23 protein-coding genes are annotated in these 23,994 nt (G+C 41.6%); 3 read left to right on the top strand and 20 right to left on the bottom strand.

Annotation, left to right across the window (positions count from 1 at the left end):
- Positions 1–108: 108 nt before the first annotated feature.
- Complete coding sequence (locus tag T546_RS0112070; protein ID WP_026891837.1) at positions 109–549, bottom strand: GyrI-like domain-containing protein; 441 nt, start codon at positions 547–549, stop codon at positions 109–111.
- A 66-nt stretch (positions 550–615) separates the two neighbouring features.
- Positions 616–1,506: a helix-turn-helix transcriptional regulator gene (locus T546_RS0112075; RefSeq protein WP_026891838.1), complete on the bottom strand. Its 891-nt coding sequence runs from the start codon at positions 1,504–1,506 to the stop codon at positions 616–618.
- Between the two features lie 190 nt (positions 1,507–1,696).
- Here T546_RS0112075 and T546_RS0112080 point away from each other — a divergent pair, with 190 nt between their 5' ends.
- Together T546_RS0112080 and T546_RS0112085 are read left to right on the top strand one after the other, a co-directional pair.
- On the top strand, positions 1,697–2,392 hold the full coding sequence (locus T546_RS0112080) for an MBL fold metallo-hydrolase (RefSeq protein ID WP_026891839.1): 696 nt from the start codon (positions 1,697–1,699) through the stop codon (positions 2,390–2,392).
- Positions 2,393–2,459: 67 nt separating this feature from the next.
- Entirely contained in the window at positions 2,460–3,107 is a 648-nt protein-coding gene (locus T546_RS0112085; protein WP_026891840.1) for a Vat family streptogramin A O-acetyltransferase, read from the top strand.
- Between the two features lie 262 nt (positions 3,108–3,369).
- On the opposite strand, the gene T546_RS0112090 is transcribed toward T546_RS0112085, so the two are convergent.
- Genes T546_RS0112090 through T546_RS0112115 form a run of 6 tightly spaced genes read right to left on the bottom strand, consistent with a single transcriptional unit; the run spans position 3,370 to position 9,078 of the window.
- Positions 3,370–4,254: a DNA glycosylase gene (locus T546_RS0112090; protein ID WP_026891841.1), complete on the bottom strand. Its 885-nt coding sequence runs from the start codon at positions 4,252–4,254 to the stop codon at positions 3,370–3,372.
- Between the two features lie 16 nt (positions 4,255–4,270).
- Positions 4,271–4,900, bottom strand: coding sequence for an HAD family hydrolase (locus tag T546_RS0112095; protein ID WP_026891842.1), 630 nt, complete (start codon positions 4,898–4,900; stop codon positions 4,271–4,273).
- Positions 4,893–6,242 (bottom strand): MATE family efflux transporter, encoded by a 1,350-nt coding sequence (locus T546_RS0112100; protein ID WP_026891843.1) that lies wholly within the window; start codon positions 6,240–6,242, stop codon positions 4,893–4,895. Before T546_RS0112100 ends, T546_RS0112095 begins: the two co-directional genes overlap by 8 nt.
- A 19-nt stretch (positions 6,243–6,261) precedes the next feature.
- Positions 6,262–6,765: a GreA/GreB family elongation factor gene (locus T546_RS0112105; protein WP_026891844.1), complete on the bottom strand. Its 504-nt coding sequence runs from the start codon at positions 6,763–6,765 to the stop codon at positions 6,262–6,264.
- Between the two features lie 24 nt (positions 6,766–6,789).
- Positions 6,790–8,085: a 4Fe-4S dicluster domain-containing protein gene (locus T546_RS0112110; protein ID WP_026891845.1), complete on the bottom strand. Its 1,296-nt coding sequence runs from the start codon at positions 8,083–8,085 to the stop codon at positions 6,790–6,792.
- Positions 8,086–8,100: 15 nt separating this feature from the next.
- The gene (locus tag T546_RS0112115) at positions 8,101–9,078 is read right to left on the bottom strand and encodes a hypothetical protein (protein WP_156951332.1); all 978 of its coding nucleotides are present in this window, start codon (positions 9,076–9,078) and stop codon (positions 8,101–8,103) included.
- 185 nt (positions 9,079–9,263) lie between these two features.
- Between T546_RS0112115 and T546_RS0112120 the strand changes: the two genes are divergently transcribed.
- Positions 9,264–11,180, top strand: a complete 1,917-nt coding sequence (locus T546_RS0112120; RefSeq protein WP_026891847.1) for an AraC family transcriptional regulator — start codon at positions 9,264–9,266, stop codon at positions 11,178–11,180.
- 113 nt (positions 11,181–11,293) lie between these two features.
- On the opposite strand, the gene T546_RS0112125 is transcribed toward T546_RS0112120, so the two are convergent.
- The 12 genes from T546_RS0112125 to T546_RS0112180 form a co-directional block, all read right to left on the bottom strand.
- Positions 11,294–12,532: a [Fe-Fe] hydrogenase large subunit C-terminal domain-containing protein gene (locus T546_RS0112125; protein WP_026891848.1), complete on the bottom strand. Its 1,239-nt coding sequence runs from the start codon at positions 12,530–12,532 to the stop codon at positions 11,294–11,296.
- A 147-nt stretch (positions 12,533–12,679) separates the two neighbouring features.
- Complete coding sequence (locus tag T546_RS0112130; protein WP_026891849.1) at positions 12,680–13,636, bottom strand: DUF4825 domain-containing protein; 957 nt, start codon at positions 13,634–13,636, stop codon at positions 12,680–12,682.
- Positions 13,626–14,114, bottom strand: coding sequence for an RNA polymerase sigma factor (locus T546_RS0112135; RefSeq protein WP_026891850.1), 489 nt, complete (start codon positions 14,112–14,114; stop codon positions 13,626–13,628). The genes T546_RS0112130 and T546_RS0112135 overlap by 11 nt, the downstream gene beginning before the upstream one ends.
- A gap of 173 nt (positions 14,115–14,287) precedes the next feature.
- Entirely contained in the window at positions 14,288–14,908 is a 621-nt protein-coding gene (locus tag T546_RS0112140; protein WP_026891851.1) for a peptidase C39, read from the bottom strand.
- A 69-nt stretch (positions 14,909–14,977) separates the two neighbouring features.
- A complete protein-coding gene (locus T546_RS23475; protein ID WP_051629795.1) occupies positions 14,978–15,562 on the bottom strand; it encodes a GNAT family N-acetyltransferase in 585 nt (194 codons plus the stop codon).
- Positions 15,563–15,814: 252 nt separating this feature from the next.
- Positions 15,815–17,293, bottom strand: coding sequence for an RICIN domain-containing protein (locus tag T546_RS24650; RefSeq protein ID WP_051629797.1), 1,479 nt, complete (start codon positions 17,291–17,293; stop codon positions 15,815–15,817).
- Positions 17,294–17,945: 652 nt separating this feature from the next.
- Positions 17,946–18,677: a serine/threonine-protein kinase gene (locus tag T546_RS0112155; protein ID WP_242842232.1), complete on the bottom strand. Its 732-nt coding sequence runs from the start codon at positions 18,675–18,677 to the stop codon at positions 17,946–17,948.
- A 229-nt stretch (positions 18,678–18,906) separates the two neighbouring features.
- Positions 18,907–19,707, bottom strand: coding sequence for an ABC-2 family transporter protein (locus T546_RS0112160; protein WP_026891853.1), 801 nt, complete (start codon positions 19,705–19,707; stop codon positions 18,907–18,909).
- Positions 19,704–20,495, bottom strand: coding sequence for an ABC transporter permease (locus T546_RS0112165; protein WP_034599182.1), 792 nt, complete (start codon positions 20,493–20,495; stop codon positions 19,704–19,706). The genes T546_RS0112160 and T546_RS0112165 overlap by 4 nt, the downstream gene beginning before the upstream one ends.
- Complete coding sequence (locus tag T546_RS0112170) at positions 20,482–21,477, bottom strand: ABC transporter ATP-binding protein (protein ID WP_026891855.1); 996 nt, start codon at positions 21,475–21,477, stop codon at positions 20,482–20,484. The genes T546_RS0112165 and T546_RS0112170 overlap by 14 nt, the downstream gene beginning before the upstream one ends.
- Positions 21,478–21,908: 431 nt before the next feature.
- Positions 21,909–22,850, bottom strand: a complete 942-nt coding sequence (locus T546_RS0112175; protein ID WP_026891856.1) for a class I SAM-dependent methyltransferase — start codon at positions 22,848–22,850, stop codon at positions 21,909–21,911.
- Positions 22,851–22,868: 18 nt separating this feature from the next.
- Positions 22,869–23,744, bottom strand: coding sequence for a GNAT family N-acetyltransferase (locus T546_RS0112180; protein ID WP_026891857.1), 876 nt, complete (start codon positions 23,742–23,744; stop codon positions 22,869–22,871).
- Positions 23,745–23,994: the final 250 nt, after the last annotated feature.

Below are 23,994 nucleotides of genomic sequence, written 5' to 3' on the forward strand. Positions count from 1 at the left end.
TGATAAAAGTATGAAAAGTTTCGACAAAATATGCAAAAGAAAGCTCTACCGTAATTTTGTCGGCAGAGCTTTCTTTTTATGGCAGCGGTATTCATGAGATATCGTTCTTTATTTCAAAGCTATATAAATATCAATATCGCAGTTTTCAACGTCACCTGTCAGATATTCCTCAAAATCTCCGGTAAAACTCCGGTCCAAGTCCATTTTCCAGATTTCGCCCCATGCCTCATTCACCGCATGTACCATATGTCCATGGATAGAGAATTTGGCATACGTTCCGGCAGGAATCGTTTTTACTGTCAACTCCGGGTTCTCTGCTCTGGATACCTGGCTTCCCGCGGTGACACAGTAGGTATCAGCAGCATAATCAGAGTAGAGGCCAATGGCGTATTTATTTACCTTATTTTTGATTGAGTCATTTATTCCCTCATAATACAGCTTTTCCCACAAGCCGCCAATAATCTTCCCCATATTGGGATCGTTGTTTTCAGTGATTGCACTAACGCCAACCACAATTTTTTCTGCTAAAGTCACTGTCTCATAGTTCATAGAATGAACCTCCTTATTTTTGATACATTCATCATACCGAAGACCATATGACAACAGCATGTCATATTATAAATACAGCTCCAATGTTCTCTGAAGCTTTTCTTTAATTTGTATACGAACATCTTCTGGGGCCAAGATCTCGCAGTGCTCACCAAAGGAGGCAAGATAGTGATATACCCAATTACCTTTTGGCATGGTAAGCTGAGCAATAAAGCTACCGTCCAGCTGATGCTCATATTCGGAAAACTCGTCATACACTCGATAAGCCATTTCTTTTGATAGCTTTAATGTGATTGTAACCAGATTATCTTGTAATATCTGACTATCTCCCAACAGTCTGGCTGGAGCCGTTCGTTGAAAAGCCTCCTCCAGCACTGTCAGCTCCTGGATACGCCGCAGCTTAAAAAACCGGTAGTCACAGCGCACGGTACAGTAAGCATACAGATACCAGCCCTGCCCCTTAAAGCAGAGTTTTAAAGGCTCAACGGTACGTTTTATACTGCTTTTTCCGCTGTGGTAAAGAAATACTGCCTTTTTCTTTCGGAGAATGGCACCTTTTAAGGCGTCAAAGACAGCAGCTTCTTCCCTGGCGCTTGTCCAGCCGGAGAAATCCACCTCCAGCCAATCGCTGCCGTTGCCAAACATAGATGACAGCTTATCAATGGCAGTATTGGTCTGCTCTAAGCTTACCGCATCCACAGCATGCAGTGCTGAAAGAATATCAGTTTTTTCCCTGTCAGTGAGTACGGTTTTGTTCAGTACAAAATCAGGAAGCAGAGCAATGCCTCCGCCCTTTCCTTTCGTCATATAAATGGGAATACCTGCCGACGAAAGCAGCTCTACATCACGATAAATAGTACGCTGTGACACCTCAAAATGCTCAGCAAAAGCCTTTGCAGTCATACTTTCCTTGTTAAGCAAAAGATAAATCATCTCAAACAGTCTGTTAATTTGCATGTTTCCACCTCAAAACCATTATATCGTTTTAATATGACATCAGCAAGGCATATTATAAAGCAACTGGTAACCCGACCGTATTTATGGTATTCTCTATGATAGGTAATTTATTAAATCTGTTACTCATAAAATATGAGTTTATTTAGAATTCTTCATAAATTCAAAGCAGATCGGCTGCCGGAGGCGAAATATGATTGTATTTTACGAGAATGGTTACACCGTCTATCGGACAATGACACAAAGATGTGCCTGCTATATTATAAAAACGAATCAATACAGCGTGTTGATCGACACAAGTATGCGCTTTGAGCATAAAGCTGTGATACGAAGTATTGAAGCTGCAGGAATATCAAAAATAGACGCAATATTTTTAACTCACAGTCATACAGATCACGTAGCGAATGCACGGTATTTTTCAAATGAATTTCATTGCAGTGTCTATGTTTCACCTAAGGGAATGAAACATATGATAAAAGGATGCTGTACCATGCCAAAAGGGACAAATTCATTTAGCAGACTCCTTTCCAGAGTAGAACCCCAAATACCTTTTTATCAATTTACCCGTTTTGAGGCTTGCCCCCAGGTGAAACCGATAAGCAGTGAAGTGGTTAAGTGGTATCTGGGCGAATGTTCGGAGCTGCTTGAAACTCCTGGTCATACGTCTGACAGTGTATCTATTATTCTGGACAGGCATATTGCTTTCGTTGGTGATGCAATGGTCCATGTACTGGGAAATATATATCCTCCTTTTGCCGATGATGAAAAGGCTGTGATCACATCATGGAACGCATTACTGAGCACGCAATGTCAAACATTCTGTCCTGCACACGGCAAACCAGTCAGCCGGGAAAAGCTTATTCGGGCATACCAAAGATCTGCCAAATGAGGACCTTTTATTATAAAACACTTAAACTTCGCAACAACGATTATAATCATAAGCAGGAGGATTTTTTATGCAATACGGACCAAACCCCAATGTTATATATCCTAATGAAGCAATTAAAAGCGTATGTTATATCAAAAATGTCATATCACGCCCCAATATTATTGTTGGTGATTATACCTATTATGACGACATCAATGGTGCGGAAAGGTTTGAAGAACACGTCACGCACCACTATGAATTTATTGGAGACAAGCTTATTATAGGGAAATTCTGTGCCATTGCAAAGGGCATTGAATTTGTAATGAACGGCGCCAATCATAGAATGAACAGTGTTACCACCTACCCCTTTAATATTATGGGAGGCGGTTGGGAGAAGGCAACACCCGTGCTAGAAGACTTACCCTTAAAAGGTGATACTGTCATTGGCAATGATGTTTGGATCGGTCAGAACGTTACCATCATGCCCGGCGTTCATATTGGTGACGGCGCCATTATTGCCGCAAATTCTGTTGTGGCAAAGGACATTCCAGCTTATCATATTGCTGGCGGAAATCCATGTAGAATACTGAAGAAAAGATTTGATGATGACCTGATTGAACATCTTCTAACAATTAAATGGTGGGATTGGCCTGCAAAAGAAATATTTGACCATTTAGAAATTCTGTGCAGCGGAGATTTGAAAAAAATCTTAGAGATAGAGCCACTCCACGAATAAGTACCATTCCTAGATGAAACGAGATGGCAGAGACAAGTTATACTGTTATCATTACTTGCTTCTAAGTACGCAGCACCGCCTGTTACGGCAATGCTGGACTTATGGTAGCTATCAAGATACTTTGAGCTTGAATAACTCGTCAAAAAAATAATTATCTTCTTGGCAAATAGAAATGACAAAGGAGCTGCGCACTGATGATTTTTAAATCACCTGATGCATCAGCTCCTTTGTCATTGATAAATACCAGATAGTGTCCAGCTGCTTATAAAGATGGAACAGACTCTCCGGTCTTCACGTGGTTTAATTTATAATAGAACATATACTGCTGCAAAATCCCTGCATACCCCTGATACCGTTCCAGAGGAAAGCCCTGAGGATAATGGCTTTCTAAAATCTGCTTTACATGAGTATCAATAGGAAAGGCACCTACATGATGCAGGCCAAAAAGGCAGACACAGTCCGCTACTTTTTTCCCGATGCCATACTGCTTCAACAGCATTTCATGGGCCTTCTTGTAATCTGCTTCCAAAAGCTCCATAAGCCATGCTTTTCCCTCCGGCTCACTGGCAAACTCCGATGCGGAAAGAATATATTTGTCCCGGTAGCCAAGGGATAAAGGAGCAAGTCCGTTTAATCCAGCTGCTTTGATTGCCTCAGGAGTTGGAAATGCATGATAGAGACGCTCTTCTTCCCCATAGCTTCCATCAGTAAGAAGGACCAGGCCCTTCCCCTTTTTTTCTTCTCCAAAATGGGTACAAAGCTTTGACACGCTGTTTCGAATCCGGGTGATGTTGTTGTTTTGGGAAATGATAAAGGTAATGAGAATTTCCCAAAGGTCCTGCTGCAATATCCTGACTCCCCAGCCCCATTTGACTGCTTCTTTTAAGTATGTATCATCCGAAGCCACATGGCTTTTATAACTACCATAATCCGCCTCCAGGTCAAAATATCCGGCCCAAAACTGGTGAAATTCCTCTTCGGTGCAGGAAAAAAGGAAGGTATCCTCTTCTTTTGCTGCCTCTACATAATGTTCTGCCGCAGCAATGGAAAAGATGTCTCCCGGCTCATTTTTCCTCTCAAAGCGGAAGCACTGGCCGGACCGTGCGATCTGGTCCAGGTCCATATGGTTTATCTGAATCCGGTACATGATATGTATCTCCTGTCTAAGATCTGGGTCCCTGGTTATTATTTAACTGGGACAGAAATTCTCTAAGCCGTTCCACATTTCCATCTGAAAAGCAGTATCCGTCCATTCCGCAAGCCCTGGCACCCTCAATGTTCATTGGAAGGTCATCAATAAAAAAGCATTCCTCCGGCTTTAGGTTAAAACGGTCAAAGAGATGCTGGTACATTTCCTTTTGAGGCTTTAAGCATTTTACTTCTGCAGAAAAAAGGATTCCGTCAAAAAGTTTGATTCCAGGAATCATCTCATAGCAGGTAAGAAGCCTTACGGAAGCGTTGGAGCAAAGATAGATTCCATAGCCCTGATTCTTTAACTCAGCCACTACCTTTCCCATTTCCTCCTTGGGCTGCATATTGTATTCATGCCAGTGGTGAAAACAAAGGGCCGCCATTTCTTTGGCATGATCCGTGTCCAGGCGGGACTGCATTCTCTTTAAGGCTTCCTCTTCCGACAAAAGGCCCATATCAAGGAGCAGCCATTCCTGTGAATCAAATACGGAAGCAGCTACTGCTCTTCGCTCCCTCTCATCCTCAATAAAAATCTTGCAGACTTTATCCCCTTCGTAATCAACGAGAACTCTTCCCATGTCAAATACAATGTTTTTAATCATCTATTTTCTCCTGTAGTAATGTGTTCCTTTTTTTATACCAGAAATAATAAGGAACCTCAGCAAGTAACATACAGCTCCAGCCCACAAGACAGGCATATGCAACGCCTTTCAGTCCCATGGACGGAACAAAAAGCGCCACACCTACTACTCTGACAGAAATCTGAATCAGAGTGGAAATAAGAGTAATGGCCATGTCGCCCATTCCCCTGAAAAATCCCTGCAGTCCGTTGGTAAATGCAGGCATGAGATAAAAGAATGCCATTAACCCTAAGTATTCCGTTCCCAAAGGCACCATACCGGTGTCTCCCTCTGATACAAAGAGCTTCATCACAGGTTCTTTTAATAGAAGAATTACAACACAGATAATCACCCAGTAACCAAACTCGATGAGAAGTCCATACCGAAACCCCTTTTTTACCCGCTCCTTATTTCCGGCTCCCCGGTTTTGGGCAATAAAGGTCATCATGCCGCTGGCAATGCTCTGCTCCGGAGTAAATGCAAAGTCATCCACCCGGTTCACCGCATTAAAGGCTGCAATGGTGCTGACTCCCAGAGGATTGATCATGCCTTGAATGAGCAGCTTTCCAATGGGCTGGCAGGATTGCTGCAACGCAGTAATAGAGCCATGGCGAAGAGTCAGCCATAATAAGTCCCGGTCCATGTGAAAATCCTGTCTCCGAAGCCTTAAAAGGGGAACCTTGCGATACACGTGCCAGATACAAAGACCAGCAGACGCTGCCTCTGCAATCACAGTAGAAAGAGCGGCACCGAACACACTCATACCAAAAACTCCTACAAGAAGCAAATCAAGCACCCCATTTAAAACGGAAGCAAATGCCAGAAAACGGACGGGGGTCTTTGAATCTCCCACGCTCCTTAATGCCGAGGCCACAGCATTATAAAAAAAGGTGAAGGGCATTCCAAGAAATATAACTCTTAAATAAGTGACCGCATCTCCCAGTATTTCCTCCGGCACCTGCAAAAGTCGAAGAATCCCTCCAGAAAAGACAAATCCAAGCACCGCAATAGCCAGGGAAAAATAGGTGCCAAACAAGAGGATGGTGGAAACCTCCTTCTTTAATCTGTCATGTTTCCCGGCTCCGTAAAACTCGCTCATTAAGACAGAGGCTCCGATGCAGATTCCTGTAATCCCCAGTATCACGATGTTCATGACAGGATTTCCAGTTCCCACGGCTGCCAGAGCCTTCTCGCCTGCAAACTTTCCCACCACAATGGAGTCTACGGCATTGTAAGTGAGCTGAAACAAATTTCCAAGAACAAGAGGTATGGAAAATCCGATGAGCTGAGAAGGGATATTTCCTTTTGTCATATCTTTCATCATGTTGGTATCCCCTTGGCAGCTAGTAGCTTCTTAACTGGTCGCTGCCATCGTCTTTCGTATTTTCCAGTCGTTTGACCACCACATAATAGCCGGCCTTGTCGCTGATTTTCACATAGATACGGTCGCCTACCTTATGGCCCATCACTGCCCTTCCTAAGGGGGACTCCGAGCTGATCAGTCCTTTGATGGAATTTCCCCGAACTGTAGTGACTAATTTATAGGTTTCCACCTCGTCATCGTCTTCAAAATATAAGTCCACCGTATTGTATAGTCCGATTTCATCTTCCTTGGAATCATCGGTTATCACCTGAGCCGTCTTTATCATCCGCTCTAAATACCGGATTCTGCTTTCATTCTGGTTCTTGTCCTTTTTGGCAGCATGATATTCAAAGTTCTCGCTAAGGTCTCCATGGGCTCTTGCCTCTTTTACCGCCTCCAGAGCTTCCTTTCGGACCACCAGCTTCCGATGCTCGATTTCTTCCTTCATTTTGTTGATATCATTTTCCGTTAATTTATCAAACACGTTATCGCTTCCTTTTTCTTCTGATCAATCTTTGGCTGACGGATATTTGCTGTAATGGGAAATCAACCGGTCCAGATAAATGGATTTAAACTGCTTGCTCGCCAGCGCCTGCTTCATGGGAGGAAGCTTTAAAATGGCTGCAAATAAGGCTGCCATTGCCCTATGGTTTGCAAATGCCTGGTTGTCAAAAACAAGATTTTGCAGGGTGCCCTTTTCAATGGCCTGAAGCACAAAACGGTGGGTGCTGTTTACGGGAGTAATGATGTGCTTTGGCCTTTGCTTCATCTCAATGCTTTTAAAATTACAGTTTCTGGCACAGACTCCGCAGCCTAAACAAATCTCCTCGTCCAGTACGGCACGTTTTTTCCCATCTTCCTTCGCTTCCATGGATATGGCAAGCACAGGACAGACTTTGGCACATTTTCCGCAGCCTACACAGCTCTCACTTTCTATGTGAGGAATGTAGTTGGTAGTTGCAACCGGCTGCATAGGGCTGAATCTTCTGGCCGCCTGGAGTGCTTCACAGCAGCAGCCGCAGCAATTGCATATAAAGGCCGGATGCTCCCTTACATTCTCCCCGATCTGAACCAGGTTGCTTTCATAGGACCTCTGAAGGGCGTCGAGAGCCTCTTCCTTTGATATCAGCCTTGCATATTCTCCATGCTCTGATAAGGACCTTGCCACATTGTCAAAGGTCAGGCAGACGTCCCAGGGAGCGTTTATTTCACAGGGGTGTCCGGCATGGGACATCTTGTGACGGCAGTAACAGAGGCCAAGGCCGATGTGTTCTGCTTCTTCAATGATATGTGTGGCTCTTTCATAGTCCAGGATGTGGTTCGTCTTATCATTGGTCAGCACCGGCTCCTGAACATAGACCCGTCCCAGCTTTGTTTCTGTAGCAAAGAACAGGTCTTTGATAAAGTCTTCTTCTACATGCATGTATTGATAGTAAAGCTCGCTTAAGTATTTCTGGTCAATGTCCCCTCTTGTTCTCATGAGTGCGAATTCGATGAATCCGGCCATTGGCGGCGGCATTACAAACTTGCGGACTCCTTCGTGCCAGGAATCTACCAGCAATGCCTTTTCACATAAATGCTCCAAAAGCTTTTCTGCACGAAACTCTGTGGTTCCCCAGATTTTAGCGGCCTTTTTTGCCGTAAATGGACGTACTGGAAGAAGTGAGACCCATTTAGCCTCTTTTTCCGTGTACAAAACCTGAAGAATTTTATAAAGCGTCTCTGACTTAGGCGCTCCTTGTGTAAACCAGTTAATGCGGTCACTTAGATTTAAATAAGCATCCCTGGCTGTCAGATGACCCATATTTCATTCCTTCTTTCAGACTGTTTTTTTGGCAATGACTTCAATACGACCCCAGGCGGTTCCCACCCGGCGGTAGGATTTAATGGAAAGCCCGCAGGACTGGGCCAGAATCTCCATTCCCTCTTCTGTAAAACAAACCTCGGAAGCCTCTCTCTTCCAGATAGGGGTTCCCTTTTTTTCAAGACTGCTAAGGGTCTTATCAAGATCCGGGCCATCAAACCATAAAACCCCGTCCTCTGCAAGACTTTCTGCAGCCTTTATTAAAACGGACCTGATATCCCTTGTCTTTGGGATATGATCCAGAATTACCACTGAATATGTACCATTCTCTTTTTGATCCTGGTATTCTTCCAGGGAAACTGCCTGTAAGGCATATCCTGTCTTTTCTGCCTCTTTGTATAATTGACTCTTTTTGTCTCCAATAAACAGCAATGTGCCATCGGGAGAAAAGGTGTTTATATCCTTAAAAAGCCTTTCACAGCCAACCTTTGTACGGCTGTGCTCCCTATATTCCTTTACAAGACTGCTTTCGTCCTTTGAAAGATAATAATTTCCGCACTCCTGACATTTCATAAAGATGCGTACCGGCTTTGAGACAGTCTCTTCCTCGCCATCTCCTTCCATATAAAGCAGGGCGCTGTAATGGGGCTCGCCTTTTCCTGAACAAATAGGGCAGATTTCCAGTTCCTCTGCCATTAGATTTCGTATCTCTTTTAAAGTGGAGAAATACCACCGATAAAGTCTGTCCTTGAATTCACGGTCATAAGCAAACAACCAGTTCTTTATAATTTCTGCCATCCATCTGGTCTCATGGATGACTGATCCGTCCGCTTTCAACTTCTTTAAATTACCCACCAGCGTCATAAGACTTAAGACAGTATCCTCCTTCAGCCGTTCATTCCCCTGATTGGTCATTAGGTGTTCGATTCCTTCCACTACACTGCTGCATAAGTTCACCATTGTTACCAGCTGATTCATTCTGCCTGTTGTCATACCCATTCCCTTTCCTTAAATATCGGATCTCGTCCATGTATACCTTATTATATTACATTTTTACAAGGGGAAATGCAAGATAGAATAAGTGGAAGTATTCCATCTTAACGTGTTGTACATATTTCTATTCTTTGATATAATTGTTAGTGTTGACTAACTATTATATCTCATGAGGAATTGACGTAATGATGGACAGGGACAAAATACCTTTTACTAAGAATAATTTGGAACAGGCGATCCGGACATGGAGTCGTGGGTCTGTTTCCCTCCTTGAGGTTCGTCATGATCTCATCCCGCCCCATAAATCTATGAGTGACTATCGTCTGCCTGCCAATGGATTTCTTTTTGCCAGCGGCCCTAAGGCAGAGATTCTTCTCAATGAAACTGCCTATACCATAGAACGTTTTGGACTTTTTCATTGGGTAAAAGGAGCTTCACTCTCTGTTTATTCAGCCGATGACTGGCTGGAATATTACATACTGCTATATCAGGCTGAGGAGTCCTTAGAATGGAATACCAATCCGTTGCTGCACCAATATGGCTTTGCACCGCCAAACCCGCTTTTCTTTATGGAACATCTGCGCAACATGTATGAGCGTTTTAACAATCCCTCCCCTCTTAATGCAATGTATGGAAAAACTGCATTTTACCAGTTCGTATTGGAGGTCTGCCAGCTGCTCAGCGAGGATGGTGTGTTTCTATTGGAAACGGATATCATTACAACGGCAAAAAGATATTTAGACAGGCATTACAAGGAGCCGGTTTCCATTCAGGATATGTGCATCATGCTTGGAACAAGCTATAGCAGCTTTTATCGGAATTTCAAGAAAAAAACAGGAAGAACTCCACAGGAATACATAATTGCTGCCCGTTTAACGGCTGCAAAGGAGTGGCTTACAACCAGTACTGCCTCCATTCGTGAAATCAGCGAACACTGTGGATTTTCCGATGAACATAACTTTTACCGGATATTTTTGAAGAACACCAGAGTATCCCCCAAGGCTTACCGCCAGATTACGCACTCTCATTTGAAAGATAACACAATTGGATATTCCTTTCCTATCCTTTATAATGAGCAAAGTCTAGTTAGTCTGGACAAACTCAAAACAGAAGGAGTACGTTTCATGTATAAACAAATGACCGGCAAAGCGATTGCCGCGGGGGTGGTGTCTCTTATGCTTCTGCTTACTGCTTGCAGTCCCGCCCCAGCCAATATAGGAGGCGGGGAATCAAAATCCACCTCTGCCGCAGTTGAAAAACTGTCAGAATCAGAAGAAGCAAATACCAATACCAGAATCATGCATACGGTATTAGGCGATGTAGAGATTCCAGCAAATCCAAAGAAGATTGTAGGCATTCAGTGCAGTCAAATTTTAGAGAATTTATCGGCTGATGCCATTGATATGAAGGACCGTTATGAACTTACTTATTTTTCTGATCATTACAATTGGGAAGCTTTGATGGCTTTGGAACCCGACCTGATTATTGCCTCCAACTATCCCGGTGCAGAAAAAGACATTGAGCGCTGCAGAAAAATCGCCCCAACCGTAACCTTTGAAGACAACGCAACCATGACAGAAAAGCAATTGTTTGTGGGGGAAGCTTCTAACCGCCTGGAAAAAGCCAAAGAACAAATAGGTGAATATAACAATGTCCTGGAAGAAAGCATAAATGAGTTAAAGGATGCAGGAATCTATGGAAAAAAAGTCTCTGTCATTCAATACACTGCCTCTGGTGATATGTATTCTTATGGAGATAAACTTGGCAGGGGCGGAGATGTTCTTTTCAGACTGTTAGGATTCAAGGCAACCGATATCATACAGACAAAGATTATTGATGGTGACGAATACTATCTGCAATTCTCTTTAGAAACACTTCCAGATTATGTTGATGCTGACTATATCGTAATCATGCATCCAGATAATTCAACTCAGGAATTATATAACAATGGTGTATGGAAAAGTCTGAACGCCGTGAAAGAGGGACATGTTTTTGAAATAACGTCTGAAGAATACAAACGTCTCTTTGACATGCCTGGCATCATTCAGATTGAGGATCAGATCAATTTATATACGGAACGGTTTTTAGATATCTCCAAATAGACGAGAGGTTTATTTGTCATAATGTCAGGGCCGAAATCCCCTAAAAAAACAAGGTGCCGCCAAGCAGCTGTCCATCAGCGATTGGCGGCACCTTAATATCTATATTTTTATCATCAGGTAATGTTTCGGCTGAATAAATCGGTCTCTTCTAAAAGACTTTCAATGGTATCCAGGTTCAAACGGTGTAACAGTTCAATGACGTAAGGATTTTCCGCCGGGTGCTGATAGGTGGCATTCTTTCCATATTCATTGACCAGCTTAGTACCGTGTTCCACATCAAGAATGGACCTGGGTCCACCTACACAGCCTCCCACACAGCCCATTCCTTCATAGAAGTTGGCTTCAATATTGCCCTCCATGATATCCTGAATCATTTTCTTACAAGCTGGAACTCCATCCGCTCTTTTTGTGATGATCTTCGTCTTTTTCTCCGGGTCAATGGCTTTTACTGTAAGCTCTACCGCCTCGCTGACACCACCTTTTCTGGCATAGATTCTACCGGCTCTTGAGGAGTGGTCTTTCTCACTTTCTTCCATGTCAGCCGGATCAATTCCCAGGGCATCAAATATATTTTTCACTTCCTGGAAGGTAAGTACATAATCGACAGCGCCCACCAGATCCTTTTCCCTCGCCTCTGCCTTCTTGGCTAGACAAGGGCCGATAAATACGGTCATGGCATCTGGGTGAAGTGCTTTTACCACATTGGCACAAGCTACCATAGGGGATACAGAGCCTGGAACATGGGGAAGAAGCTGGTGATAGACCTTGCGGATCATTCCGATCCACATGGGGCAGCAGCAGCTGGTCAGCTGAAAGTCTCCGTCATTTACAATGTTCTTATCAAATTCAAGGGCTTCTTTTAAGGTGAGAATGTCTGCAAACAAAGCAACTTCCAGCATTCCATCAAAGCCAACTTCCTTGAGTGCATTTCTAAGCTTTCCCGGCGTTACATCGTTTGTAAACTGGCCTAAGAATGCCGGTGCAATCATGGCATAAACAAGTCCCTTGGAACCTCTGATTGCCTTTAGGGCAGGAATAATATCCGTGCTGGCCGTAAGCTTTTCTCTGGCACAGCCTTCAATACAGTTATCACACCCCAGACAAAGCTCAGGGTCTACTTCCACGCCGTCTTTTCCCATACTAAGAGCCCCAAATGGACACCGCTCCAGACAATCGCATTTTTCGTCCTTGGAACAATTACATTTACCGGTCCGGATTACAATGGGGTGCTTTTCCGGATTTAACAGACAATCCAAATGATAAGGATCATAATTGCCTGCCTCCGGTGATACCGAACCATCATCTAAAACTGATCTGACCGTACTTTCATACAACTCTTTAAATGTCTGCATAAAATACCTCCCGCATGTATGCTATTATATCTCTCCAATGTTGTACCTCGTGTGAACTCAGACATTGTTAGTACAACATCATTATAATACCTTTTTTCCATCCATGCTATACCATTCATCCACACTCTTTGATGAAAAAACAGTGTTTTATTTGATATTAAGAAGGTCTAAAAGCTCCTGAACCCGCTCCGGGCTGGCAGAGAATGATTTGACATCCTGTCCAAGCCTTTTATCCGCATCCTGCAGTGTATAGGTCTTTGTTACCATCTGACCGCCGCTTCCATAGGTCCATGTAATTTCGCCACAGTTTTCAATGAGGGAAAGTAAGGCCGCCGCATAAGATTCCATCATAGAATCAAATTTCAGCTGATTGGCAGGCAGTATCTCCTGCTCAAAATGAAGCGTCCACCCATAAGGCTCAGTGGTTGTCTGAAGCTCATTGGTAAAGCTCCCCAGATTCTGATAAATCTCCAGGATACCTGCAAGGGCTGAATTCTTTGGCATCCCACCAATGTATGGGTTTTTGTGTTTAAAAAGTTCCATGGCTTTCTTTGATATTATGGTTCCATCTGACTTAACCAGCTCTCCGTTCACAAAAATATCTCCCAGCTTTAAGTCATAATCCATGGTAAATTGCCTGTTTAAATTTAAGAAGGAAGCACGAGTTCCATAAATGATCAACGTTCCATTTTTAATCTCATACCCTTTAAACGCCTGGTTCTCATCGTTTATTTCTCCAGATATCTTAAGCCTTCCTCCTGCTGCCTCTGCTACTGTCTGGTAATTCTCTACAGGAAAACCTAAGATAAAAAATTTAAATAACACAACGGATGCCCCAAGAAACATAGTCGTAACGGCAGCTAATACGATTTTATTTCGGTTTTTCCGCCTGATTTTTTTCAAGTAATCTATCTCTTTTCTAGGTACCTCCTCTTTGATGTCTTTCGTTCCCATCTGTCCCGTCATATTTTCATATTTAATCCGGCAGCTTTCGCAACCTTCCAAATGTTCTTTTATGGTTTCATTGGTTTTTTCCTGCGTCAATTCATCTGCATACAATGGAAGCAGATCTTCTATGACTTCACACGGTATGTCATTTCTCATTTTTTCTTACCTCCTCAATGATTTTTTCTTTCCCTCTGTAAAAATTTACTCTTGCCCAGTTCTCACTTTTCTCCATGATCTCTCCGATATCCTGAAAGGAAAGATTTCCTATGAGCCTTAGATACATCACTTCTCTCATGGGGTCTTTTAAGGAATGAAGGTGCTTTAATATCTCCTTGCTGTCCCATTCCAGAAAAACAGTTTTCTCAAGCGGCTCATCCTTTAAGGCTTCCGCCGCTGTATCAAGCTCCACCGTATATTTTTGCTTTCGGCACCACATCTGATAGACATGGACTGAAATGCCGCACAGCCAGGTGGACACACTGCTTCTTCCTTCAAAGGTATGAAAGCTTTTCAGAGCCTGATAAAAGGTCTCCTGGGTCAATTCCTCCGCAAGGTCAGGATCATTTACTTTTGACAGCAGATAATAATAAATCATCTTGGAATGCTTGCGGTATATTTCATCCATTGAATCCATGTCACTCATCCTTTCCGTTAATAAGTGCCAAAATCCTTCGGTTCGTTACAAATTATTTTTAAAAATATTATTATCTTTATTATACCTTGAATTCGCCATTGTAGCAGCAATAAAAAAAGAGTCCTGCATTCCATGTGATTGGACCTGCAGAACTCTCATTATTCGTCCTTTATTTAAATAAAATACTCGATGGTATCCGCCGCCTTTTTCTGTGTCTCCCGGTTAAAGATTATGGTTGCCTCTCTTATTTCCAATGGACCAAGGGCGTAAGGATTTTTTCCTGTGCTGTTTACCATGTCCCAGGTAACACTGCGGTTTCTGCTGCATGGCATATCTGTGATCAGCTTTATATCCGGCTGATGAAATGGCTTTTTCCTAAAATAAGGGTCAAACAAATACACCTGCTTTTCATCGGCTCCTGTAATCAGAACATAATGCCAGCACCCATACATGACCCGCGCCACCACAGCCCCGCCCTGCTGCAGCGCATACATGATTTTGCTGTTCTCTCCCATATATACCTCTTTGCCGGTTAAATATTCACTGTGTATGGGAAACTTCTTCACCTTACCAAACTGGTTGAACCATTCACTTAAAAACATCATAGCCATTCGGGAGGTACCATTTTTCCCAAATTCCCCTTTTACGTTATAAGCATCAAGGCAATAAAGCATGATATGTTTCATGATATCAGGGGGCACTTCCTCTCGCTTGAACAAAAAGCTCATAGCATTAAACAATGTGGTGGGGCCGCAGTCGTACTCCGTCACCTGATAATTCAGCGGGTTCTTCATGGATCATTCCCTCTCTTCTCTGTTTGCATATCTATTTAAATTTATCTGAATTCATTTTAAATATAGATTTTAATAGTTTTTATTGACTGAGGCCATACCACTGGCATCGTACATACGTCTTGTCAGTCCCAGTATGGAAAGATCGCAGATACCAATGTTATTAAAGCCTGCCTCAATGAGCGTGCCTTCGTACCGTAAGCCTGCCTTTTTCATGACCTTACCGGAATTGGGATTCTTTGTATCGTGTCTGGCCTCGATACGGTTCACGCCCACCTCTTCAAAGAGAAAGCGGACGATTTCTCTTAAGGCTTCCGCAGTAATACCTTGAAACCAATAATCTTCTCCGATACAGTACCCGATCTCAACGGACTTTGTGTTTTCATTCCGATTCACTACTCCAATACTTCCAACGGCCTGATGATTTCCCTTATACTCGATGCACCATTCATAATATCTTACATCTTTGTAGTTCTCGATCCAGTCTGCAATGATTTTTTCGGAATCTTTGGGGGAATCATGAAGCGGCCAGCCAAGGAATTTCGTCACATTGGGATTGCTCGCCCAGTTCCGGTGCATATCTTCTGCGTCAGTCAAACAGAATGGTCGTAAGATTAGCCGATTCGTTTCTAATACAACAGTTCCTAAATCATACATAGTTATGCTCCCTTCCAAATCCATGATTCACCAAAAGATGCTGCCTTCAGGTAATTGTACACTATTATATTTCTATGCTCTTTGTTTGTCAAACAAAAATGGTTTATAAATAAAACTATAAACCTTCATTTTAAAAAGTGAAACACTGACATATAAGACTATTCCCTTACTGATTGTAAAAAAGATGAAGGCGAGATTATCACCTTCATCTTAAGGATATAAAATTATCCGGTTAACTATTCATATTTACAATCAAGGTGTCACAATCGACCACTGCTGATTATTACTTGTACTGCCTGCCCACTGGCACAAACTGGAGCCATTGGCAGCAGCCCCTAACCCATCTAAATACAATCCGGTTGCAGCATTTTTAAACTTGTAATAATTGCCTGACGCTTCCCGGATCCATTTCTGATTATTACTGCCGCTGCTGCTCCATTGACCGCAGACAGCTCCATTGGCCGTACGACCCATTCCATCTAAGTACAGTCCTGTCGCAGCGTTTCTGATGAAATAATAATTGCCGGATTGCTCAAGCACCCACTTCTGATTATCACTGTTATTGCTGGCGTACTGATTGCAGTCAGAGCCATTTGTGGTATACCCATATCCATCTACACACAACCCGGTTGCGCGGTTAGAAAGTTTGACATAAGTATCCGTAGTTGTAGGAAGGGACATATCGCCGTAAGTAACACTATTTAATCCACTCCCATTCCAGCCTGCTCCGATTACAAACAAGCGTCCGTTTTTCATTGGCACAATACATCTGGAATAACATGCTCCAACAATAGAATTAATTTGCGTCCAGGCACCAACGCCGTTGTTACTATTTGTATATAGTTTGTTATTGCCGCCGCTGCTCAAAATAATGGTTCCATTTAAGTTAACACAATAAGGACCGCTGCCAGACGGGTCAAAACAGGTTCCTGCATCAGTTGGATTCCAGCTTTCCGGGTTAGATGAAATTTTATAATATGCACCGCCAGGTTTTCCCACAATTTCATATGTCATGATGTAATTACCGTCAGGCATTTTGGCTACCACTGACATTCCTGGCCTTTGGCTGCTGTCTGATAATGCAACGTCATTTACCACACTGCTCCAATTGATACCGTCTGTTGTTGTCTGATGTACTAGCTTCTGACTGTGAGCATTATCCCGTTCGTCGGAGTAATAACAGATAAGCTTATTATTGGCAACCATTAAAAATGGCTCCCAAACCGGATCATTTCCAGGATATGCTGCCTTTCCTTCTGCAATGGTACTTACATACGTCCAGGTTCTCCCTGCATCATTGCTCTTATATAAATCTATTTCGCAGAAAGACCGGTCATAAGGAAGTACAAGTCCGGCACAAAGCAGAGTACCTGCCGGCATGGTTCCAATTGCCTGAGGCAGCTCATATAGCTGAGGCTCCCACCTTATTCCTACTCCCTTATGGGTGTCCTTTACGTCTCCAACCTTTGTCCAGGTTTGCCCGTTGTTTGTGCTTTCAAAAATTGGGAAGGAAGATACCCCTGTGGTGTATTGTTCAAAGGTCGCATACATGTTTCCATTGCTGGTTTGTGCCGCCCTCGCATACAATGCTCCCGGTGCCGGTGCCCCTGCAGGAGATGTATACATAATCGATGGTCCGTATGCCTCCACCTTCTCAGGAACAACAAAGGCAATCATTATCAGCAGCAATAACAATACCCCTTTTAAAACTCTTTTCGCAATCTCTTTCATCTCTTTACCCCTTTCTTCGTTTCGTTTTCAGTAACATATTTCTTACTGAGGCTTGATGGAAAAATGCCTCAATATAACTACCTATACGTTTTGTTAGAAAATGGAATATGTGGTAATGGTAAAATAATACTGGAGTGAAATTTTTAGGGCAGATAGGAGGATCGTACTGGAAGCAGGAGGATGCCCAATGTTCATGATCAGACTCAGGAATGAGAGCCTATCTCAGAAATAAATGATATTTACAAGTTAGATGGACTGCGCTGCACGAAAGCTTGTACCATCTTTTCAGCAAATTATAAGATTATGTAAACTGAGAGCCGCAACCAAAGAAATTGTTCTTAACCAGGTTATAAGACTCCGATGAAGATATGATAATATATGTAAAGCCATATACGATAATTAAAAAATAGTAAATATAAAAGCATGGGCAAAATTGTTTTTTTAATCATACATGCCCATACTTTCATTATAAATCTGTTCTTCTTATTGTCAAGAAAAACTACTTGCTAAAAACAATATACTTTGCATTCAACAACCGCTTAAGTTTTAATCTCCCCTGTTCTTATGCACTTCTCCCATTCTACAAAACGCCTGTTATGACAGTAAAATGAGCATTAAGCTACATTCCATATACTCTCTCTAATCTACCTACTTAAATTTCATCCGCTACAGCCTTTTTCCATTCCTCATAAAATTCACTTATAGAACCATAACGCTGCTCCGGCTCTGTTGATACTGCCTTAAGTGCCACAGAATAAGCGATAGAATTTAATTCCCATGTTTCACGGGCACAAGGCAGAAAGGTTTTATTTTCATACCGTAGCTTTATCTCCTCTTGGGTAAACGTTCCAAAGGTTTGAAAAATCAAAGCTCCCAAGGTAAATACATTGGTTCTTTCATCTATTACTGCATTTAGTACATACTCTTCTGGCGCTTTTAACCTTTTACTTCCCCAGTAATCCTCTCCTACATCATTCACCGAAGGCTTCTCCCTAAAAAAATCAATATCACAAATGGTAGTGGTGTCTGTATTAAAATCATACATAATGCTACCATCATAAAAATCAACAGCCACATAATTATGTTCCGCTGTACTTATTAAAAAAGAAAATAATACATTTACAGAATCCAGCCTTTTCTCAACAGACAATTCCTTATACCTAACCATCGGAGATTTTATATATGGATTTTCTGCATAATAATCGAAATTCCAATGATCAAAAAGGCATTCTCCCTCTGCCCATTCAAATACTGCTGCAAACATGTCTCCAACTGGAAAATACTCTAATAACCGAATCAAATTTGGATGACGTAATCGCTCATACAGTTTAACCGCCCCCTCTAAAATCCGAACTGATTCCAAAGGATCTATTTCTGCTTCCATCGTATCTGCTCCTGCTACCTTTATAAAATACCGTTTCTCACCATTATTTACTCCCATGCTAATGCAGCCGGAACCAGTCTGATCAAACACGCAAAACACTTTTCCATATGTATGAATCCACTGAAAATCATGATACTCTTTTAAACAAAACTCAATGTTATCTAACGTAATCTTTACCATATTGTCCCCTTTATCCCACATCAACCCGATATATCCCCTACTCTCTCCACTACGAACTGGCACTATTATAACACCGTACGCCCCGTTTCCATACCCCTCTTGTAATAATAGTAAAAATAATGGTAAGCAGTATCCCATACACTGCTCCCAAAACACTTAATTCCCCAATCAATGACTGAACCGGTAGGGTTGCCATAATTCCATAGGGCAGGATGCAGCAAAACAGTAATCTATATCCCCCATAAAATACGATTCCCGGAATCTTCATACACAACTCCAGACCAATCTCCTCAATCCTTGTCACATTTGCATTGGATAAGACAAAAAAGCAAATAGACCGAATGATTACTTCCATCTCATAAAACAAAATAGTCATCAATATGATCCAGAACAGATACCCGGCTATTGCAACACCTGAAATCGGCTTACCAAGCTGATGTATTCCATAAGCAATAATGAGAACACTCATACCCACGAGAGGAAGAGAACCAGGATTGATTTTTTCAAAAGTCATTCTAACCAAAGGACTCCCTGGCTTCGTAAGATACAAATCCAAATCCCCGTTTTTAATTTTCTGAGGCAACCCATTGATTCCAAAGAAATAGACAACCATATTAATAGCATTAATCATGGAAAAAGTGCCGATAAAGACTATCATTTCCCCTCTCCCCCAGGTTCCGATCCGGTCCACATTGGAATAGATCGCCTGAAATACCATTAGCTGAATGAGAAACAAACTGCCGTCTACAAAAAATGGGCCAAAGAACCCCAGCCGAAACATCATCAGATTCTGAAATCTTATCTCAATCAATGCCTTTATCACTCTAATATTTCTTTTAAACTCCATCATATTCCCACCCCGTCATACTTTCTTCGGTAACTCCCCCAGGTCACATGGATTAGAACTTGAAGCATCACACACCATATAAAAATAATGACCAATCCAGGCACAGCCTCACTTTCTAATTGTCCGATAAACAGCATAGAAGGCAAATAGGTGACGTAGTAGAATGGAAAAAGCTTCATTACAGAGACAATCCCCTCCGGCAGCAGCATGAGCGGAACTATACTCCCTGTGATAAATGCCACAAGGTTATTCTTAATCATCAGAAAAGTACCAATTTCCTGATATTTTAAAGCCAGCAATCCAAGATAATAATTCAACTGCACCATAAACAAAAGACCAAGCACCACCAACAAAAATGCGCATAGTATGATAATCGGATTATGAGAAACTACAAATTGAATACGAAAAATAATAACCCATACAAACGCAGCCATAAATTGAAAGATCCCATAATAAGCCACAACACCAACTTCCATGGCAATAAAATATTTCTGGATATCAATAGGAATCACTATATATTTGGAAAATGTTCCGCTTCGGATTCTTTGACTGATTTCACTACTGATCCCATCAGACATCTCAATCTGAGATAAAAATGAACTGATAACATAATAGGATAGCATGCTCTGAAATGAAAAGCCCGCCACCTCAGTCCGGTCATTAAATATAATCCCCCATAACAGATAGGCAAATAGTATTTTGGTAACCGTAAATAGGACCTGAAACACCACATCTGCCCGCCAAACCAACTGGGATTTGATATATATTTTAGATATTTCAAGATATTTCATCTGGTGAGCTCCCCTCCTCCCCATAGATACGTTCCACAATTGTACCGATATCTTCCTCTTCTACGGAGATATCGCTGGGATTGAACTTCATTAGAAAGCTTAACAACTCACTTGCCTTTTCTCTTGAAACCTTCATAACTTTTTTATATGGCGTCTCGGAAATCATAGAAACGCCAAAGCCAATCTCTGGTAATTCCATGGGGGCATCAAAGGTGAGGCTGATTTTTTTGTGCTTCTGATACCGTTCAAATAATTGCTCTGTATTTCCATCATAGATTTTGCTTCCATGATTAATGACCACAGAACGACTGCACAATGCTTTGATATCCTCCATATAATGAGAGGTCAAAATAATAGTAGTTCCTTTTACCTCGTTGATTTCCCGTAAAAATCCCCGGATCTGCTTTGAGGCAACACTATCCAGGCCAATGGTTGGTTCATCCAGAAATAAAACCCTTGGGTTATGTAATAGAGCAACAATCAATTCCATTTTCATACGCTCTCCCAGAGACATGGTTCTGACCTGAACATTCATCAATTCTTCTACATGAAATAACTTTATAAAGAAGTTCTTTGCGGACTGATACTTTGCTTCCGGTATTCCATAAATCTCCTTAAATAACCGCAGAGTATCCTCAACCGTTAAATCAAAAAATAACTGGCTCTTCTGTCCCATCACCACTGCATACTGCTGCTTAAAATCATTTTTCAGATCATTTGGATAATAGCCCATAACACTTACTTTTCCAGAAGTCGGCGCAATAATTCCTGTGAGCATTTTGACCAGAGTTGTCTTACCTGCACCATTTGGCCCTATAAGTCCTACAAACTCACCTTCTTTGATATTTAAATCCAGCTCACTGACAGAAGTAATTTCTTCATAATCCCGTTTTATAAGCCCCTTAACGCTTCCGGCAATTCCTGCTTGTTTTTTGTATCTGCGAAACCGTTTCGTCAGCATTTCCGTTTCAATGATATTCATCTTTTTCCCTCCATACAAATAAAAATAACCATGATACCCGCCTTACATGCATGCTTTCCATGGTCATAAATAGTTCTGGATTTGGACAAAGATTCCCTAAAGGGAATAAAAAAGAGCATAACAATACCGTTATGCTCAAAATAGTCTATCCAATACAGAGATCTATTAAGGTATGATCACCTGATATACAGGGGTCAAGCATTCAGTAAGGCTTTCATATCGGCAACATCAGCCGATAAAAGGGCAGACTTATGACGTAGTCACTTATGTCCTTCCTTTTCAACTATTTGATTAGTTGTTTTCCTTTCCAACAATGCTTAACAAACACATACCTCTCTTTTTTATATTTTAATATCATACTACGCTACTATTTTATTCCTGTCAATCCATTGTTATTACTGTTTTATTATAAACTGGTCATGTTTCGTGTCCTAAATATCCCCTTTCACCAACAGATTATCCTTCCCCATTCCACATACATAAGGATTAGAATCAAAGACATAACAAAAATTCAAAAACTCCTCCTTTTGCTTCGGATCATTCATAATCTTTACAAGCAACTCATTAGGAATTGTTCTGGCATAAGCTCCCGGTCCTGCGAGAGCGATATTCTTAACTCCACACGCCTGAAGAATTGATTTCAGCTCATCTGGAAGAAATGTATATGTGATACACCATGGACTTTCTCCACGTTCATATTCTGCAATCTCCCAATCTCCACCAGAAAGACCATTTTCATATAATCTTTTAACCTGTTCCCCATCAAAGATAAAATCTTTTATGGATTGCTCCCTGTTAGAAATACACCACTTTACCCATGCATCCTCACATTCCGGATTTAAGATAAACTGATTTTTCTGAATTGGATTTGCCAGATAGGGCAGATATCCAAGACGGCTGGAAACACTGAGCATGATACGTTTTCCTGCCATACGGACTAAATGCTTAATTACCTCATTTTGATGAGGGTAAGTGTAGGAAACAGGAGCATCAAATGACATGACTAGATCGAATGAATGATCTGGGAATCTGTCTATATCCTCAAGTGCACCTTTTACAAATTCCATGCGGTCCAGAACACCTTCGGCTTTTGCATTTTCCTTTGCTTTGTCAATCATGCTTTGAGAAATATCATAATGAGTCACCCTGCACCCATACTTAGCCAGAAGAATTGAAAATCTGCCGCTGCCTCCTCCGCCATCAAACACGGTCTTAATGCCATCCAGAGAACACAACAGCTCTCTTTCAATATGGCGTTTTTGTACAATATCATCTATAAAGGTTTCTTCTCTTTGACTCTCCAAATCTCCTTTATCTTTCTGACTCCAAAAGCGTTCAGAAATTTTCCTGCTATAATCCTCTTTACACCCCATTTTTACTACATCCTTCTATTATGTGTGTGATAAGGTAGGAATTCTCTGTTTCCACTGTACCATATCCACGAGGGAACTTCCCTTCCCGTAAAGCACCGTATCCTCATCCCTGCTTTCTTCCCATTGAAATCCGGCCTCTTCTAATGGTGTAAACCCAAGTGTCACTTTTTTGACCTCTTTTCCAAAGGAAGCAATGATTCTTTCCAGATTTACCTTTTCCGGTGAAAAAACCTGATGGAGAAATAATTCTCCCTGGTCAAGTTCTGCGATGGCATAAGCATTTTGATCTTTCATTTCAAAGACGTTTTGATTCATGAAGTTAGTGGCGTAAAACATGACCAGTTCCATGTTTTCCATCATCCAAAAGCTGCTTTGCATACAACTGTTGTTAACTGCTGCCTCCAAAAGCTTAAAATCCTCCCGTGTCTTCATAGGAACTCTTCTGGCTGTCATTTCACAATCAATATCTGTGTGTTGATAGAAACTGTGCTCCTTTACTCTCTCATATCCGAATTTAGGATAGAAATCCAGAACTGTTTCATTTGCAAAGAGAAAAAATCCATCTACTTTATTACTATAATCAGAATCCACCTCATGGATCAGACGCCGGATCAGCCCTTGATTTCGATACGCTTCATCTGTCATCACAGTTCCCAACTGAACATAGCTTCTTTCGATTCCATTGTGCACGAATTTCATCGGGCTTACAGATACATTAGCAATGACCTTATCCTTGTGAAGGAAGGAATAAGGAATATATTTTTCCGTCCAGTAACCATTTTGATACCAGTCTTCAAAATTTATATCAAACACAGTCTGAGCCAATTCATTAAAGGATTTTCTATAGGCGTTGTCAGACCGATATGCCTTTATAAAAGTATAATTGTCTTTCATTTTATCTCTCCTTATATTTCAAATAACCTTATTATTATAGATAAGTATACGCGTAAATAAACTGATATCCACCTCAATCTTATTTATAATTAAACTTAAGCCTGCTTTAGGACTGATTCCAAAAGGCGAATACCTTTCCAGTTATCCCCTATGATAACAATATGATAGAAAGATGGGATAAAAAAATACGGAGCAGGGTATCTTTTACACTGTTCCGCATGAAGAGTTACGATTCATCTTAGCTCTATTT

Origin of the sequence: [Clostridium] aerotolerans DSM 5434 (assembly GCF_000687555.1) — a bacterium.
Classification (GTDB): Bacteria; Bacillota; Clostridia; order Lachnospirales; family Lachnospiraceae; genus Lacrimispora; species Lacrimispora aerotolerans.